This is a genomic window from Streptomyces sp. NPDC055099 (assembly GCF_053607685.1).
In genome coordinates this window covers 798,230-814,785 of record NZ_JBSGUA010000002.1, presented here as the reverse complement: position 1 = coordinate 814,785, position 16,556 = coordinate 798,230, and the positions used below count along the sequence as shown (strand labels likewise).

Annotated in this window: 11 protein-coding genes and 1 pseudogene; 5 read left to right on the top strand and 7 right to left on the bottom strand. The window is 70.1% G+C overall.

The window, feature by feature from the left end; genetic code table 11:
• Positions 1-4 precede the first annotated feature (4 nt).
• The 7 genes from ACWFRU_RS07960 to ACWFRU_RS07930 all read right to left on the bottom strand — a co-directional run bounded on the left by ACWFRU_RS07960 (position 5) and on the right by ACWFRU_RS07930 (position 11,113).
• Positions 5-661 (bottom strand): LutC/YkgG family protein, encoded by a 657-nt coding sequence (locus ACWFRU_RS07960; protein WP_453685237.1) that lies wholly within the window; start codon positions 659-661, stop codon positions 5-7.
• The gene (locus tag ACWFRU_RS07955) at positions 658-2,163 is read right to left on the bottom strand and encodes a LutB/LldF family L-lactate oxidation iron-sulfur protein (RefSeq protein WP_453685236.1); all 1,506 of its coding nucleotides are present in this window, start codon (positions 2,161-2,163) and stop codon (positions 658-660) included. Before ACWFRU_RS07955 ends, ACWFRU_RS07960 begins: the two co-directional genes overlap by 4 nt.
• Entirely contained in the window at positions 2,160-2,921 is a 762-nt protein-coding gene (locus ACWFRU_RS07950; RefSeq protein ID WP_363206114.1) for a (Fe-S)-binding protein, read from the bottom strand. Before ACWFRU_RS07950 ends, ACWFRU_RS07955 begins: the two co-directional genes overlap by 4 nt.
• 83 nt (positions 2,922-3,004) lie before the next feature.
• Positions 3,005-4,510: a rhamnulokinase gene (locus ACWFRU_RS07945; RefSeq protein ID WP_453685235.1), complete on the bottom strand. Its 1,506-nt coding sequence runs from the start codon at positions 4,508-4,510 to the stop codon at positions 3,005-3,007.
• A 157-nt stretch (positions 4,511-4,667) separates the two neighbouring features.
• Positions 4,668-6,707 carry a bifunctional aldolase/short-chain dehydrogenase gene (locus tag ACWFRU_RS07940; RefSeq protein WP_453685292.1) on the bottom strand — a complete coding sequence of 680 codons (2,040 nt, stop codon included), beginning with the start codon at positions 6,705-6,707 and terminating at the stop codon, positions 4,668-4,670.
• Between the two features lie 5 nt (positions 6,708-6,712).
• Positions 6,713-7,882, bottom strand: a complete 1,170-nt coding sequence (gene rhaI, locus ACWFRU_RS07935) for an L-rhamnose isomerase (protein ID WP_453685234.1) — start codon at positions 7,880-7,882, stop codon at positions 6,713-6,715.
• A 33-nt stretch (positions 7,883-7,915) separates the two neighbouring features.
• Positions 7,916-11,113: an alpha-L-rhamnosidase gene (locus tag ACWFRU_RS07930; protein WP_453685233.1), complete on the bottom strand. Its 3,198-nt coding sequence runs from the start codon at positions 11,111-11,113 to the stop codon at positions 7,916-7,918.
• A gap of 376 nt (positions 11,114-11,489) precedes the next feature.
• Here ACWFRU_RS07930 and ACWFRU_RS07925 point away from each other — a divergent pair, with 376 nt between their 5' ends.
• From ACWFRU_RS07925 to ACWFRU_RS07905, 5 genes and pseudogenes are all read left to right on the top strand, one after another.
• Positions 11,490-12,986, top strand: a complete 1,497-nt coding sequence (locus ACWFRU_RS07925) for a sugar ABC transporter ATP-binding protein (protein WP_453685232.1) — start codon at positions 11,490-11,492, stop codon at positions 12,984-12,986.
• Positions 12,983-14,041, top strand: coding sequence for an ABC transporter permease (locus tag ACWFRU_RS07920; protein WP_453685231.1), 1,059 nt, complete (start codon positions 12,983-12,985; stop codon positions 14,039-14,041). Before ACWFRU_RS07925 ends, ACWFRU_RS07920 begins: the two co-directional genes overlap by 4 nt.
• On the top strand, positions 14,034-15,035 hold the full coding sequence (locus tag ACWFRU_RS07915) for an ABC transporter permease (protein WP_453685230.1): 1,002 nt from the start codon (positions 14,034-14,036) through the stop codon (positions 15,033-15,035). Before ACWFRU_RS07920 ends, ACWFRU_RS07915 begins: the two co-directional genes overlap by 8 nt.
• 37 nt (positions 15,036-15,072) lie before the next feature.
• A complete protein-coding gene (rhaS, locus tag ACWFRU_RS07910) occupies positions 15,073-16,176 on the top strand; it encodes a rhamnose ABC transporter substrate-binding protein (RefSeq protein ID WP_453685229.1) in 1,104 nt (367 codons plus the stop codon).
• Positions 16,177-16,233: 57 nt separating this feature from the next.
• Positions 16,234-16,556 (top strand): annotated as a pseudogene (locus ACWFRU_RS07905) (LacI family DNA-binding transcriptional regulator); the annotation flags it as partial.

Here is a 16,556-nt window from a genome sequence, read left to right as displayed (position 1 = left end):
GCACTCACGCTAACCGCGGCCCTCGGACTCCGCTCACCAGCACCACCTCCAGGGTGCGCGGGCCGTGCACGCCCTCCACCCGGTCCAGTTCGATGTCGCTGGTGGCGGACGGTCCCGAGATCCAGGTCAGCGGGCGGGCGGGGTCGAGCCGTTCGAGTGCCTGCGGTACGGAGGAGACCACCTGGTCAGGGACCCGAACGACACAGATGTGGTGGTCGGGGACGAGCGTGATGCGGCGGCGGCCCTGGTCGGGGCCGCCGTCCAGGACGATCGTGCCCGTCTCGGCGACGGCGACCGCGCAGCCGGTGACGACGCTGTCGACCGCGTCGAGCTCGTGCGCAGTGCTCGCGGCACGGTCCTCGACACGGGTCGCGTCGGAGGCCTGAAGCCAGTCCGGCGGGAGACCGGGCGGTACGAGCACGGTCCGCGCACCGCGATCCGCGAGCAGCCGCCCGAGCAGCTCCGGAAGCTCTTCGGATGCGCAGCGGTGCACGAGCGCGCGATAGTCGGCGAGGTTCTCCGCGAGCAGCCCGACGGTCTGCTCGGTGCCGCGGTGGCCGTGCTCGCGCAGGTAGTCGCGGGGGACAGGTGCGTTGTCGGCATCGCGTACGTCGGCCAGTGCCCGACGTACGCGGCCCAGGATCTGGTCCCTGCTGCTCACTCCTCGCCGCCCTTCTGCGTCCGGTCGCCGGACGTACGCCGCCACCAGTCGCGGAACGGCTCCGCGGGCACCTTCGGCAGATCCCGTGTCCCGCTCCAGGCCCGCCCTGGTCCGGGAAGCGTGCGCGGATGGACGCGCCGGGTCCCGGACGCAAGACGCTGTCCGGCCCGCAGCGCCCCGGGACGGCCGAACGCCCAGCCCGCCGCGCGCATCGCCGCCCGTTCGGCGGCGTGCCCCTTCGCGGGCCGCAGCGTCACCTTCGAACCGTGCCGGGTCACTTCGCCGCCCTGGACCACCCGCTCCCGCAGATGGACGAGGACTTCGGGGATGTCGATGGCCACCGGGCACACCTCGTAGCAGGCGCCGCAGAGCGACGACGCGTACGGCAGTGAGGCGTCGATCTCGCTCTGGGTGCCGCGCAGTTGAGGGCTGAGGATCGCTCCGATGGGGCCGGGGTAGACCGAGCCGTACGCGTGGCCCCCCGCGCGTTCGTACACCGGGCAGACGTTGAGACAGGCCGAGCAGCGGATGCAGCGCAGTGCCTGGCGGCCCACCTCGTCGGCGAGCGTGTCGGTGCGGCCGTTGTCGAGGAGCACGAGGTGGAAGGTGCTCGGGCCGTCCTCCTCGGACGTGCCGGTCCACATCGACGTGTACGGATTCATCCGCTCGGCCGTCGAGGAGCGGGGGAGGGTCTGCAGGAAGACCTCCAGGTCCCGCCAGCTCGGCACGATCTTCTCGATGCCGACGACCGAGATCAGCGTCTCGGGGAGCGTCAGGCACATGCGGCCGTTGCCCTCCGACTCGACGACGACCAGGGTGCCCGTCTCGGCGACCATGAAGTTCGCCCCGGAGACGCCGACCTTGGCGCGCAGGAACTTCTCCCGGAGGTGGAGACGGGCGGCCTCGGCGAGTTCGGCGGGGGTGTCGGTGAGGCCGTCCGGGGCGGGGCGGCCCCACTCGCTCATCTCGCGCGCGAAGATCTCGCGGATCTCACCGCGGTTGCGGTGGATGGCGGGCACCAGGATGTGCGAGGGGCGGTCCTTGCCCAACTGCACGATGAGTTCGGCGAGGTCGGTCTCGTACGCGTGGATGCCCGCCTCTTCGAGCGCTTCGTTCAGGCCGATCTCCTGCGTGGCCATCGACTTGACCTTGACGACCTCGGTCTCGCCGGTCTCCTGGACGAGGCGGGTCACGATGCGGTTGGCCTCGTCGGCGTCGGCCGCCCAGTGCACGATGCCGCCCGCCGCCGTGACCGACTCCTCCAACTGGACCAGATAGTGGTCGAGACGGGAGAGAGTGTGGTCCTTGATCTGCTTTCCGGCCTCGCGCAGCTGCGCCCAGTCGTCCAACTCCGCGACGGCGCGTGCCCGTTTGTCGCGGATGGTGTGCGTGGCGTGCCGGAGATTGGCGCGCAGGGTCGTGTCGCCCACGGCCGCGCGGGCCGCGACGGGAAAGGCGGGCATGCCCACGAACGTGCCGCTCGGTCCGCTCGTGCCGCTCATGACAGGGGCTCCTCTTCCGTGCTCGCCAGGATCTCCGCGATGTGGACCGGGCGCAGGCCGCTCTTCAGGCGGGTCATGGTGCCCCCGATGTGCATCAGGCAGGAGTTGTCGGCCGCGCACAGGGCGTCGGCGCCCGTCGACTCGGCGTTGCGCACCTTGTCCGTGCCCATCGCCGACGAGACATCGGAGTTCTTCATGGCGAAGGTGCCGCCGAATCCGCAGCACTCGTCGGCGCCCGGGAGCGCGCGCAGCTCCAGGCCCTTGACCGCCTGGAGCAGTCGTGTGGGGCGATCGCCGAGGCCCAGGCTGCGCAGCCCGTGGCAGGTCGGGTGGTACGTCACCGTGTGCGGGTAGTACGCCCCGACGTCCGTGACACCGAGGACGTCCACCAGGAACTCGGTCAGTTCGTACGTCTTGGGTACGACGGGCGCCAGTGTCGCCGCCAGACCTCCACCCCGGCCCTCCGAACGCGCCCGTTCTCCCATGCGGGGGTACAGCTCGCGGACCATCGCCCCGCACGAGCCCGACGGCGTCACGATCGCGTCGTACTCATCCGAGCCGAAGACATCGGAGAAATGACGGGCGAGCGGCTCTGCCTGGTGGCGGTAACCCGTGTTGTAGTGCGCTTGCCCGCAGCAGGTCTGCGCCATCGGGAAGTCGACCTCAACTCCCAGCCTGGTCAGCAGTTTCACCACCGCTCGGCCTGTGTCCGGATAGAGCGTGTCGTTGACACAGGTCAGGAACAGAGCGACACGCATCGCGGGTTCCTCCTCGTCGATCATCGGATGGATGCAGCGTAAGCGCTACGCGCGCTGTGCGGGAGTCATGACGCCGGGACGTGTCATGAGACCGGGACGCGTCGTGCCGCCGCATCCCAGGCCGCTCGGCTCGCCGGGTCACTGGTCGGCTCGTAGCGCGTCAGGTGCTGGGTGCGGGCCAGCAGGGCGCGCATCTCGTGGCGGTCATCGCCCACCAGGCCGTGCGCCCTGGCCTGTACGAGTACGTTGCCGAGCGCTGCCGCCTCCGCCGGACCCGCGACGACGGGCAGCCCGCAGGCGTCCGCGGTCAGTTGGCACAGCAGAGCGTTGCGTGCGCCGCCGCCGACCATGTGGACCACATTTACGGCGCGGTCCGCGAGGCGCCGGGCGTCCTCGATGGCCCGGCGGTGGGCCAGGGCCAGCGAGTCGACGATGCAGCGGGTCGTCTCGGCGGGGGTGCCGGGAGCGGGCTGTCCGGTGGCCCGGCAGGCGTCGGCTATACGGAGCGGCATGTTGCCGGGAGGCAGGAAGGCGGGGTCCGCCGCGTCGACGAGTGAGCGCAGGGCGGGAACGGCGGCGGCTTCGAGCAGCAGCGCATCCAGGCCGGGGGCGCTGGGGCCCGTGTTCCAGGTGCGCAGGCACTCCTGGAGCAGCCACAGGCCCATGATGTTGCGCAGGTAGCGGACCGTGCCGTCTATGCCCAGTTCATTGGTGAAGTTGGCCTCGCGGCTCTCCTCGGTGCGGATGGGTGCCGTCAGCTCCAGGCCCGCGAGAGACCAGGTGCCGGTGCAGATGTAGGCGAAGTCGTCGGTCGTGGCGGGTACGGCGGCGACGGCTGAGGCGGTGTCGTGCGAGGCGACGGTGGTCACCGGGACGGGGGAGGTGAGTCCGGTGTCTTCGAGCACGTGAGGGAGCAGTTGGCCTGCCGGGGAGCCCGGGTGCCGCAGTGGGGGGAACAGCGCCAGGTCGATGCCGAGACGCGTCGCCACCTCACGGGACCAGTTGCCTGTGCCGGGGTCCATGAGCTGTGTGGTGGAGGCGTTGGTCAGCTCGGTGCCGAGCTCGCCCGTCAGCCAGTACGTGAGCAGATCCGGGATCAGCAACAGGTTTTCGGCCGCTGCCAGTTGGGCCGTCTTCCGGGCGGCGATCAGTTGATACAGGGTGTTGAAGGGTGCGTACTGGATGCCTGTGGTGGCGTAGAGCTCGGTGGGTGGGACGGTCGCCCATGCTGTGGCCGCGATGCCCTCGGTGCGGGTGTCGCGGTAGTGCACAGGGTTGCCCAGGAGGGTGCGGTCCGCGTCGAGAAGGCCGTAGTCGACTGCCCAGCTGTCGATGCCGATGGACGTCAGGGGCGCGGCGGACCCCGCGGCGCGGAGACCGTCGAGGATTCCCGCGTACAGGGACAGGACGTCCCAGTGCAGGGTGCCGGCGGTACGGACGGGGCGGTTGGGGAAGCGGTGTGCCTCCTGGAGGGTGAGGGTGTCGGGGCCCGCCTCGGCCACCATGACGCGTCCGCTGGAGGCACCGAGGTCGACGGCGGCGAAGTGGTGGGGTGAGTGGGTGCGGGGACGCGGGCGGGAGTGGGGCATGGTGGCTCGCAGGGTTGAGGGTCGGGTCCAGGTGTGCGTCGGCCGCTGGTGCTCTTGCGGGCGGGGCCGCGCCGGCATTCCGGTGGCGCACCCCCTCCGGCCGTGGCGCAGGCCGCGGCGCGGGCCGGAGGGGGCGAGGGCTGCCTGAGGACGGGGGCTACCTGAGGAATGCCGCCGCGACGCCCGCGTCCACCGGTATGTGCAGGCCCGTCGTGTGGGTCAGGTCGCCCGCCGTCAGGGCGAAGACCGCGTTGGCCACGTGCTCGGGGAGCACCTCGCGCTTGAGGAGGGTGCGCTGGGCGTAGAACTCGCCCAGGTTCTCCTCCTCGATCCCGTACGTCGCCGCGCGCTGCGCGCCCCAGCCGCCCGCGAAGATCCCCGAGCCGCGGACCACGCCGTCCGGGTTGATGCCGTTCACGCGGATGCCGTGCTCACCCAACTCGGCTGCCAGGAGCCGTACTTGGTGGGCCTGGTCCGCTTTGGTGGCGGAGTATGCGATGTTGTTCGGGCCCGCGAACACCGCGTTCTTGGAGGTGATGTAGATGATGTCGCCGCCCAGCGCCTGGTCCCGCATGACGCGGGCCGCCTCGCGGGAGACGAGGAAGGAGCCGCGGGCCATGATGTCGTGCTGGAGGTCCCAGTCCCGGGCCGTGGTGTCGAGCAGCGGCTTGGAGATGGAGATGCCCGCGTTGTTCACCACCAGGTCGACTCCGCCGAAGGCCAGGATCGCCGACTTGAAGGCGGCCTTGATCTGCTCCTCGGACGTGACGTCCATGGGGATGGCCACGGCCTTGTCCGGGCCGCCCAGTTCGTCCGCCACGGCGGCCGCGTTCTCCGCGTTGAGGTCCGCCACCGCGACGCAGGCGCCCTCCGCCACCAGGCGGTGCGCGATCGCCTTGCCGATGCCGCTGCCCGCCCCGGTCACCAGGGCGACGCGGGTGGCCAGGGGCTTGGGCTTCGGGAGGCGTCGCAGCTTGGCCTCCTCCAGCGGCCAGTACTCGATGCGAAACTTCTCCGACTCGTCGATGGGGGCGTACGTGGAGACCGCTTCCGCGCCGCGCATGACGTTGATGGCGTTCACGTAGAACTCGCCCGCCACGCGGGCCGTCTGCTTGTCCTTGCCGAAGGAGAACATGCCCACGCCCGGGACGAGGACGATGGCCGGGTCGGCGCCGCGCATGGCGGGGGAGGACGGGTCGGCGTGGCGGGTGTAGTAGGCCGCGTACTCCTCTCGGTAGGTGGTGTGCAGTTCCTTGAGGCGGGTGACGGCCTCCTGGAGTGGGACGGTCGGCGGCAGGTCCAGGACCAGCGGCCTGATCTTCGTGCGGAGGAAGTGGTCGGGGCAGGAGGTGCCCAGGGCCGCCAATCGCGGGTGCTCCGTGGCGGAAAGGAAGTCCAGGACGACGTCCGTGTCCGTGAAATGGCCGACCTGGGGGCGGTCCCGCGAGGCCAGCGCGCGGATGTGCGGGGCCAGTTCGGCCGCGCGGTCGCGACGTGCGGCGGTGGGGAGCGGGCCGTACCCCTCCAGGGCCGGGCCGAACGGCATGGGCCTGCCACGGTCGGCGAGAAACGCCTCCGCCGTGCGGATGATGTGCAGCGAGTTGCGCTCGCACTCGTCCGCCGTGGCCCCCCAGGCCGTGATGCCGTGCCCGCCCAGGACGCAGCCGATGGCGTCGGGGTTGGCCGCCTGGACCGCCGCGATGTCCAGTCCGAGCTGGAATCCGGGGCGCCGCCAGGGCACCCAGGCCACCGTGGGGCCGAAGCACTCGGCCGTCAGCTTCTCTCCGTCCGCCGCGCAGGCCAGGGCAATGCCCGAGTCCGGGTGCAGATGGTCCACGTGCGGCGCGTCGACCAAGGCGTGCATCGCGGTGTCGATGGAGGGTGCCGCGCCGCCCTTGCCGTGCAGGCAGTAGTCGAAGGCACCGACCATCTCGTCCTCACGGTCCGGCCCCGCGTACACCTCCTTCAAGGCGTGCAGGCGGTCGAGACGCAGGACCGCCAGGCCCTCCTCGGTGAGCGTGCCCAGGTCGCCGCCCGAGCCCTTGACCCACATCAGGTCCGTGTCCGCGCCCGTGACCGGGTCGGGGGCCGTGCCCTTCGCCGACGCGTTGCCGCCCGCGTAATTGGTGTTGCGCGGGTCGGCGCCCAAGCGGTGCGCGCGGTCGAGAAGTTCGGTGATCCGTGCGTGCTGTGTCATGTCGCTCATGCCCCCCATCCGGCCTGCTCGCCGCCCACGCGGTCCTTGACGATCTGCTCCTGCCAGCCTGACTCCCGATAGGCCCTCATGGGATCAGGGTCGAGCCCCGACTCCTCCCTGACTTCTGCCAGTAGGGGGCGGACGTCGGTGTTGAACGCGTCCATCAGGGCCGCGTTGGCGGCGAGCACGTCGCCGGTCCGCTGCGCCTCGGCCAGCGCGTCCGCGTCGACGAGGAGGGCCTTCGCCGTGGCCTCCTGCACGTTCATCACCGAGCGGATGATCGCGGGGATCTTCGCCTCGATGTTGTGGCACTGGTCGAGCATGAACGCGATGTCCGAGTCCAGGCCGCCGCCCCGGACGACCTCGTACATGATCCGGAAGAGCTGGAAGGGGTCCGCGGCGCCCGCCATCAGGTCGTCGTCCGCGTAGAAGCGCGAGTTGAAGTCGAAGCCGCCCAGGCGGCCCTCGCGCAGGAGGGTCGCGACGATGAACTCGATGTTGGTGCCGGGCGCGTGGTGGCCGGTGTCCACGACCACCTGCGCCTTCGGGCCGAGCTTCAGGCAGTGCGCGTAGGCAGTGCCCCAGTCCGGGATGTCCGTCGCGTAGAAGGCGGGCTCGAAGAGCTTGTACTCGATGAGCATGCGCTGGTCGTCGCCGAGCCGGTCATAGGTGGTCCGCAGCGCCTCCGACAGCCGGTCCTGGCGGCTGCGGAGGTCGTCCTGCCCGGGGTAGTTGGTGCCGTCGGAGAACCACAGCTTCAGGTCGCGCGAGCCTGTCGCGTCCATGATGTCCACGCACTCGAGAAGGTGGTCGAGTGCCTTGCGCCGGACCGTCGGGTCCGGGTTGGTGACCGAGCCGAGTTTGTAGTCGTCGTCCTGGAAGACGTTGGCGTTGATCGCGCCGAGCCGTACGCCGCGCTCGGCGGCGTAGTCCGCCAGCGCCGCGTAGTCGTCGACTTTGTCCCAGGGGATGTGCAGGGCGACCCTGGGCGCCACGCCCGTGTGGGCGTGCACGCGGGCGGCGTCGTCCAGCTTCTCCCGGGTCGTGCGGGGGACGCCTGGCTGCGCGAAGACCTTGAAGCGCGTACCGGAGTTGCCGTACGCCCAGGACGGGGTCTCCAGGGCCTGGGTGGTGAGTGCCGCTTTCACGGCGTCCTTGCTGGTTCCGGCGGTCATCGCGCAGCCTTCCGAAAGAGCGGTAGAGGTGGGTCAGTTGGAGAATCGGTGCGTGCCGGAGGCGGCGGCGAAGACGGCGCAGCCGTCCTCCATCCGCAGGAACTCCGCCGCGTCATGCGTCACCTGGGTGCGCTTGTCGGCGGGAATCCACACCTCCGCCGTCGTGTTGGCGGGCAGGGTGAGGGTGAGACGGAGCGCTTCGGCGTCCGTCTTCCAGTGGGTGCTGACAGGTCCGTAGAGCGCGTCGAAGCTGCTCCGGGCCTCGGTCACGCCGCCGCCGGGCCGCGGACGGACGAGGATCTTGCGGAAGCCCGGGTCGGCCGGTGCGATGCCCGCGATGTTGGCGTACATCCACTCGCCCACCGAGCCGTAGGCGTAGTGGTTGAAGGAGTTCATGCCCGCGTCCTGGAAGCTCCCGTCAGGCTTGATGGAGTCCCAGCGCTCCCACATCGTCGTGGCGCCCTTGTCGATCTGGTAGCCCCAACTGGGGAAGGACTTCTGGACCAGGAGGCGGTAGGCGACGTCCGTGTGGCCGGTGGCCGTCAGGACGGGGAGCAGGCGCGGGGTGCCGAGGAAGCCCGTCGACAGGTGCCACTCCTTGGACTTGATGAGCTCCACCAGGCGGGCGGCCGCCGACGCCCGGTCGCTGTCGGTGAGCAGGTCCATGGACAGGGCGAGGACGTAGGCGGTCTGCGTGTCGCCCTTCACGCGCCCGCCGCCGGTCACGTACGCCGCGCGGAAGGCGTCACGGACGCTCTCGAAGAGCTTCTTGTACGGGGCGGGGTCCTTGCCCAGTGCTTCGGCCACCCGCGCCACGAGATCGGCGCTGTGGGCGAAGTAGGCGGTGCCTATGACGTCCTTGGGGGTCTCGTCCTGGATGTTCAGCCAGTCTCCGTAGCCCTCGGCGGGACGCAGATATCCGGAGCTGTGCTTCTCCAGGTAGTCGAGCCACTTCAGCATCGAGGACCAGGACTGCTCCAGGACGCGCTTGTCCCCGTAGGCCTGGTACAGCGCCCAGGGCACGGTCACTCCCGCGTCGCCCCAGCCGGCCACGCCCTTGCCGAGCGTGCCGACGGCCGGGGCCACGTCGGGGAACGCGCCGTCCTCGGGCTGCCCGTCACGCAGGTCGTCGAGCCACTTCGTGAGGAAGCGCGCCGACTCCATCGTGTAGGCGGCGGTCGGCGCGAAGACGTTGATGTCGCCCGTCCAGCCGAGCCGCTCGTCGCGCGCGGGGGTGTCGGTCGGGACGGAGAGGAAGTTGCCGCGCTGGCCCCAGGTGATGTTGCTGTGCAACTGGTTGAGCATGGGGACGTTCGTCTCGAAGTCCATGGTGAAGGGCGCCGAGGTGTGGATGACGCGACCCGTCACCGCGTCGAGCGGTGGTGTGCCCGGGTAGCCCGTCACCTCCACGTAGCGGAAGCCGTGGAACGTGAACCGCGGTTCGTACGTCTCCTTGCCGCCGCCCTTGAGCGTGTACGTGTCGGTGGCGCGGGCGGACCGCAGATTGGCGGTGTAGAGCGTGCCGTCGGGGTTGAGGACCTCCGCGTGGCGCAACCGGACCTTCGTACCGGCCTTCCCGGACACGTTCAGCCTGACCGCGCCGACCATGTTCTGACCGAGGTCGAAGACGAAGACCCCGGGCTTCGGCTCGCTCATCTTGCGGGCGGACATCTCGCTCTCCACGCGCGTGTGCCCGTCGATCTGGGCCACGACGGCGGCCTTGACCTTGTCGACGGCGTCAGCGGCGACCCACTTGGAGTCGTCGAAACCGGCACGCGTCCAGCCCGGGGTCTCCAGGCGGGCGTCGTAGTCCTCGCCCGACAGGAGGTCCGCGGCGGTGACCGGGCCCGTGGCGGCGCGCCAGTCGGTGCCGGACAGCACACGGTCGGTGGAGCCGTCGGTGTACGTGACCTCCAACTGGGCCAGGAGAGCCGGTCGTTCGCCGTACTGGTGCGGGCCGAACATGCCGACGTTGCCCGCGTACCAGCCGACCGCGACCGTCACACCGAGCGCGTTGGCACCGGACTTGAGCTGCTTGGTGACGTCGTACGTCTGGTACTGGACCCGCTTGTTGTAGTCGGTCCAGCCGGGCGCCAGACGGTCGTCGCCGACCCGCTCGCCGTTCAGCCAGGCGTCGTAGAGGCCGAGGGCCGTGGAGTACAGCCGGGCCCGGGCGACCTTCTTGCCCGCCCGCAGGCGGAACTCGTGGCGCAGCTGGGCGGCGGGGCAGTGGTTGGGGGCGACCTTCCCCCAGGGGCCCGAACCCCAGGCAGCGGCGACCTTGGCCGCCGACCATGAGGCGTCGTCGTATCCGGAAGACTGCCAGTCGCCGGTCGGCTCCTTGTCGGTGCTCTTCCAGGTGGCGTCGGTGCTGAGGGTGCGTACGCCGTCGGCGGTCGTCAGTTCCAGCACGCCGAGCAGTCCGGCGGGCCCAGTGGTGGCGTTCGTGGCGGACACGGCGATGACCGTGGCGCCCGCGCGGAGTCGGTCGGTGACGTCGACGACCGTGGGGCGGCGCCAGTTGTCGGCGGCGCTGTCCGCTTCGGTGTGCGCCACGCGCGTGCCGTCCACATACGCGGTGTAGCCGTCGTCGGCCGTCATGACCAGCCGCGCGCGGGTCACCCCTTCGGGGACATCGACGCGGCCACGGAACCAGCGGGTGGCGGCCGGAGCGCTGGTCGCGGGGTCGCCCTCGGGGAACCAGATCCAGGAGGCGCCGTCCAGGGCGGGCGCGCCGACGAGGGAGGCGGGTGCGGCGATCCACCGGGCAGTCCAGTCCTTCGCCGCCACGAGCCCGGTCTCCCACCAGGAGGCCTCGCTCCAGCCGGAGGCCTTTCCCGCGGTGTCCCACACGCGAACTGACCAGTAGTAGCGCGTACGGGACTTGAGGTCGGGGCCCGCGTAAGGGACCAGGACGGAGTCACCGGACATGACCTTGCCGCTGTCCCAGACGTCGGGCTCGGACAGGCGGTTCGCGGCGGTGGCCACGCGCACCTGGTAGGCGCTCTGCGCCTGGCCCTCCTCGGATGACGTCAGAGGCCAACTCAGCCTCGGGCGCGGCACGTCGAGACCGAGCGGGTGTCTCACGTACTCCACGGTCGGTCTGGTCACGCGCAAGGTCCGGCCGCCCGCGGAGGGGGCGGCGTGGGCCGTCGGAACGGGCCCGGCGGCCATCGCCGTTCCCAGGGCGGCCGTGGCGGTGGTGCTGAGCAGTCGTCTTCTGCTGATCACAACTCGACTCCGTAACGACTCGACGATGAATCGTTTCACGAGAGGCGAAGCTAAGGAGCGCGCCGCCGCCTGTCAAGAGCCCTGAGCTACTTGCCCCTTGGCGCACCAAGTCGCATCAGGATTTTCAAGTCCCGCCCATTGACGCCGTAGTTGGCGCGGGTTTAGCTTCCTCGAAAATTGATTGAAACCTTTCACGTCAAGTGTCCGGCGGGTGACTCCCGATGACCGTCGGCGACGTCCGATGCCGCCCGACGCCTGAGCCCCCAAGCCTCCAAGCCCCCAAGCCCCCAAGCCCCCAAGCCCCAAGCCCCAAGCCCCAAGCCCCAAGCCTCCACGCCAGAAGCCGCATGCCCTTCGTGACCGATCGGTGCTACCTATGAGAGAGCCCCCCGTCCTTGCCGTGCAGGGCCTGAGCAAGTCCTTCGGGGCCGTGCGCGCCCTCCACGACGTCTCCCTGGAGCTGTACGCCGGTGAGGCGCACGCCCTCGCTGGCGAGAACGGCGCAGGGAAATCCACCCTCATCAAGACCCTCGCCGGGGTCCACCGGCCGGACGCGGGAGAGCTGTCGCTCGACGGGTCCCCGGTCTTCTTCCACGGACCGGGAGACGCCAGGGACGCGGGCGTCGCCGTCATCTACCAGGAGCCGACGCTCTTCCCCGACCTCTCCGTCGCCGAGAACATCTTCATGGGGCGCCAGCCGCGCCGGTCCTTCGGCCGCGTCGACCACAAGGCCGTGCACGCCGCGGCCGACGCGCTCTTCAAGCGCCTGGCCGTGGACCTGGACCCCGAACAGCCCGCGCGCGGCCTGTCCATCGCCGACCAGCAGATCGTCGAGATCGCCAAGGCGCTCTCCTTCGACGCCCGGGTCCTGATCATGGACGAGCCGACCGCCGCGCTCACCGGCAGCGAAGTGGCCCGCCTCTTCGGCGTCGTCCGCACCCTGCGCGAACAGGGCGCCGCGGTCCTCTTCATCTCGCACCGCCTGGAGGAGATCTTCGAGCTGTGCCAGCGCGTCACCACCCTGCGCGACGGCGGCCTGATCGCGAGCGAACCGCTTGAAGGCCTCACCGAGGACGACCTCGTACGCCGCATGGTGGGCCGCGACCTCGACGAGCTCTACCCGAAGCAGGACACACAAGTGGGAGACGTCGCGCTCAGTGTCCGCCGGCTGACCCGCGAGGGCGTCTTCACCGACGTCTCGTTCGACGTGCGGCGCGGAGAGATCGTCGGGCTCGCGGGGCTCGTGGGAGCCGGGCGCAGCGAGGTCGCGCGGGCCGTGTTCGGCGTCGACCGGTGGGACGCCGGCACGGTCGAGGTGCAGGGCAAGGAGCTGATCAACGGAGCCCCCAGCATCGCCATGGCGGCCGGGCTCGCGCTCGTCCCCGAGGACCGGCGCGCCCAGGGCCTGGTGATGGACATGTCGATCGAGCGCAACATCGGGCTCACCGGGCTGCGTACGACGGTGCGCGCGGGTCTGATGGACCGCGGCGCCGAGCGCAGCCGCTCGCTCGACTGGGCGGTGCGGCTCCAGGTGAAGTACGCGCGCATCGCCGACGCCGTCGGCACCCTGTCCGGCGGCAACCAGCAGAAAGTCGTCCTCGCCAAGTGGCTCGCCACCCGGCCCCAGGTGCTCATCGTGGACGAACCGACCCGCGGCATCGACGTCGGCACCAAGGCCGAAGTGCACCGCCTGCTGTCCGGACTCGCCGCCGACGGGGTCGCCGTCCTGATGATCTCCTCCGACCTGCCCGAGATCCTCGGCATGGCCGACCGGGTCCTCGTCATGCACGAGGGCCGGCTCACGGCCGAGATCCCGCGCGCGCGGGCGACCGAGGAGTCCGTGATGGCGGCGGCCACCGGGAGGACGGCATGAGCGTCACCACCCAGAGTCCGGCGCCCGCCGTGGACCCCGACAAGGCCGCGGGCGCGCGCCTGGTGGACCGCGTCTTCAAGATGCGCGAACTCGCCATCCTCCTCGTCTTCCTGGTGATGATCGGCATCACCCAGGCGGGCAACAGCGAGTTCCTCTCCGAGCAGGGCATCAAGGACCTGCTCCTGAACGCGACCATCCTCGTCCTGGTCGCCACCGGCCAGGCCCTCGTCGTCATCACCCGCAACGTCGACCTGTCGGTCGGCTCCACGCTCGGGATCAGCGCCTTCGCCGCGGGCAACTACCTGCAAGGCGGCGGCAACTCCACGCTCGCGATCCTGCTCGCCGTCGCGCTCGGCGTCGGCTGCGGACTGCTCAACGGGGCGCTCGTCAGCCTCGGCCAGGTGCCCGCGCTCGTCGTGACCCTCGGCACCCTCTACATCATCCGGGGCATCGACTCCATCTGGGTCGGCTCCCGGCAGATCACCGCGTCCGACCTGCCGGACGGCTTCGTCGACTTCGGCTCCGGCGGGATCTCGGCGGTGCCCTACCTGGGGCTGATCGCGCTCGCCGTCCTCGTCGTGGTCGCGTACTACCTGCGGCACTTCGGAGGCGGTCGTGAGCTCTACGCCCTCGGCTCCAACCCCGAGGCCGCCCGGCTCGCCGGCATCCCGGTGCGCAAGCGCATCCTCGCCGCCTACACCGCGTGCGGGGCGCTCGCCGGGCTCGCGGGCGCGCTCTATCTGGCCCGCTTCGGCAACGTCGACTCCGCCACCGGCAACGGCTACGAACTCACCGTCGTCAGCGCCGTCGTGGTCGGCGGCGTCGTCTTCACCGGAGGCTCGGGCAGCGTCTACGGAGCGGCGCTCGGCGCCCTGCTCCTGACGTCCATCAACAGCGTGCTCCCCGCGCTCGGCGTCAGCTCCGTGTGGGTGCTCGCCATCAACGGTGTGCTGCTCGTCCTGGCCATCGCCGTCGACCGGATCGTCGCCCTGCGCGTCGCCAAGGCCCTGAAGAAGAGGGCCGCATCAGACAGAAGGGCTGGCCGCCATGGCTGACTCCAACAGGCTCACCGTCATGCGGGCCGTCCGCTGGGACACCGTTGTCGGCGCTCTCCTTGTCGTTCTGCTCCTGATGTCGTTCTCCTTTGTCGACGGTTTCGGGAACGCCCTCAACCTGTCGTTCCTCATCGGCAACACGCTGCCCATCGCGCTGGTCGCCCTGCCGATGACGCTTCTCGTCGTCTCCGGAGAGATCGATCTGTCGGTGGCCTCCACGGCGGGCCTCTCCGGAGCCGTGATGGGCGCGCTGTGGAACGCCGGTATGGCCATCGAGACGATCATTCCGCTGGTGCTCCTCATCGGAGTCCTATGCGGCCTGGTCAACGGCCTCCTGGTGACCCGCCTCGGGCTGCCCTCGCTCGCCGTGACCATCGGCACCATGGCGGCCTACCGGGGCATCGCGCAGATCGTCCTGGGGTCGGACGCCGTGACCGACTTCCCCACGCAGTACCTGGACTTCGCGGCCGGACGCATCGGCGACACCTTCCTGCCGTACGCGTTCCTGCCCTTCCTCGCGCTGCTCGCGATCGCCGTCCTCGTCCTGCACGCCACACCCTTCGGGCGCTCGCTGTTCGCCATCGGAGCCAACGAGGAGGCGGCGCGTTTCGCCGGGGTGCGCGTCAAGCGGCACAAGCTGTGGCTGTTCGTCGCCACCGGGTTCATGGCCTCGCTCACGGGCATCTTCTGGGCCCTGCACTACGCGAGCGCCCGCTACGACAACGCCACCGGTCTCGAACTGTCCGTCGTCGCCGCCGTCCTGCTCGGTGGCATCGACTTCGACGGCGGCAAGGGAACGCTCGGCGGGGCCATCGCCGGAGTCTTCCTGCTCGGCGCGCTGCAGAACGCGATGAGCCTGCTGAACGTCTCCGCGCAGTCGCAGATCGTCGTCACCGGAGTGCTGCTCGTGGTCTCCGTGCTCGGGCCACGCGTGGCCCGCCAGATCGCCGTCGCCAGAGCGGGCCGCCGCGCCGCCGCCGCTCCCGCCCGCTGACCCCTCGTACCGTCCGCACGTCCGAAAGGGACCAACGATGCTCTCTCCCCGCCGATCTCCCCGCCGCTCCGCCCTCACCCGCGCCTGCGTGACCCTGGCAGCCGTCACCTCGCTCGCCCTCACCGCCACCGCCTGCGGCGGCACCACCAAGGAGTCCTCGAAGGACGACGACGCGGCCAAGGCATCGAACGCCAAGGCCGACCCGAACGCGCCGACCAAGAAGGGCCTCACGGTCGCCTTCCTGCCCAAGCAGGTCAACAACCCGTACTTCACGGTCGCCGACAAGGGCGGCGAGAAGGCACTCAAGGACCTCGGCTCCTCGTACAAGGAGACCGGCCCCAACAGCGCCACCGACACCAGCGGGCAGGTCTCCTACGTCAACACGCTCACCCAGCAGCAGGTCGACGCCATGGCAGTCTCCGCACAGGACCCCGGCGCCCTGTGCACCGCTCTCAAGCAGGCCATGAGGAACGACATCAAGGTCGTCACGTACGACTCCGACACCAACCCGGGGTGCCGTGACGTCTTCGTCTCGCAGTCCAGCGCCGAGGCGCTCGGCCGCACCCAGGTGGAGCTGCTCGGCAAGCAACTCGGCTACAAGGGCGACATCGCGATCCTCTCCGCCGCGCAGACCGCGACGAACCAGAACACCTGGATCCGCTTCATGAAGGACGAGCTGAAGAAGCCCAAGTACAAGAACATGAAGCTGGTCAAGACCGCCTACGGCAACGACGACGCCCAGCAGTCCTTTCAGCAGACCCAGGGACTCCTCCAGGAGCACCCGAAGCTGGCCGGGATCATCTCCCCGACGACCGTCGGCATCAAGGCGGCCGCCCAGTACCTCTCGGGATCGAAATACAAGGGCAAGGTGAAGCTCACCGGCCTCGGCACACCCAACGACATGCGCCAGTACGTGAAGAACGGCACCGTCGAGGGCTTCGAGCTGTGGGACCCGGCCAAGCTCGGCGCGCTCGCCGCGCACACCGCCGTGGCCCTGAAGTCCGGCCAGATCACCGGCAAGAAGGGCGAGACGTTCGAGGCCGGCGACCTCGGCAGCTTCACCATCGGTGACAAGGGAGTCGTCGATCTCGGCGAACCGACCGTTTTCGACAAGAAGAACATCGACCAGTACAAATTCTGAGGGGATCGCAGGCGGCGGTGCACAATGCACCGCACGCGCAACAGAACAAGGGGACGCATGGTCGGCATCAAAGACGTGGCGAAGCACGCCGGCGTGTCGGTGGGCACCGTGTCGAACGTGATCAACCGTCCGGACGTCGTCTCCGAAGAGACACGCCACCGGGTGCAGTCCGTGATCGACCGCCTCGGCTACGTCCGCAGCGAGTCCGCGCGGCAGCTGCGGGCGGGCCAGAGCCGCATCATGGCGCTGCTCGTGCTCGACATGGGCAACCCCTTCTTCGTGGACGTCGCGCGCGGCGCCGAGCGCTCCGTCTCCGTGGACGACGTCCTGGGCGGGGCGCTCGCGGTGCGTCATCTCCTCGACACCGGCCATCGCAGCAT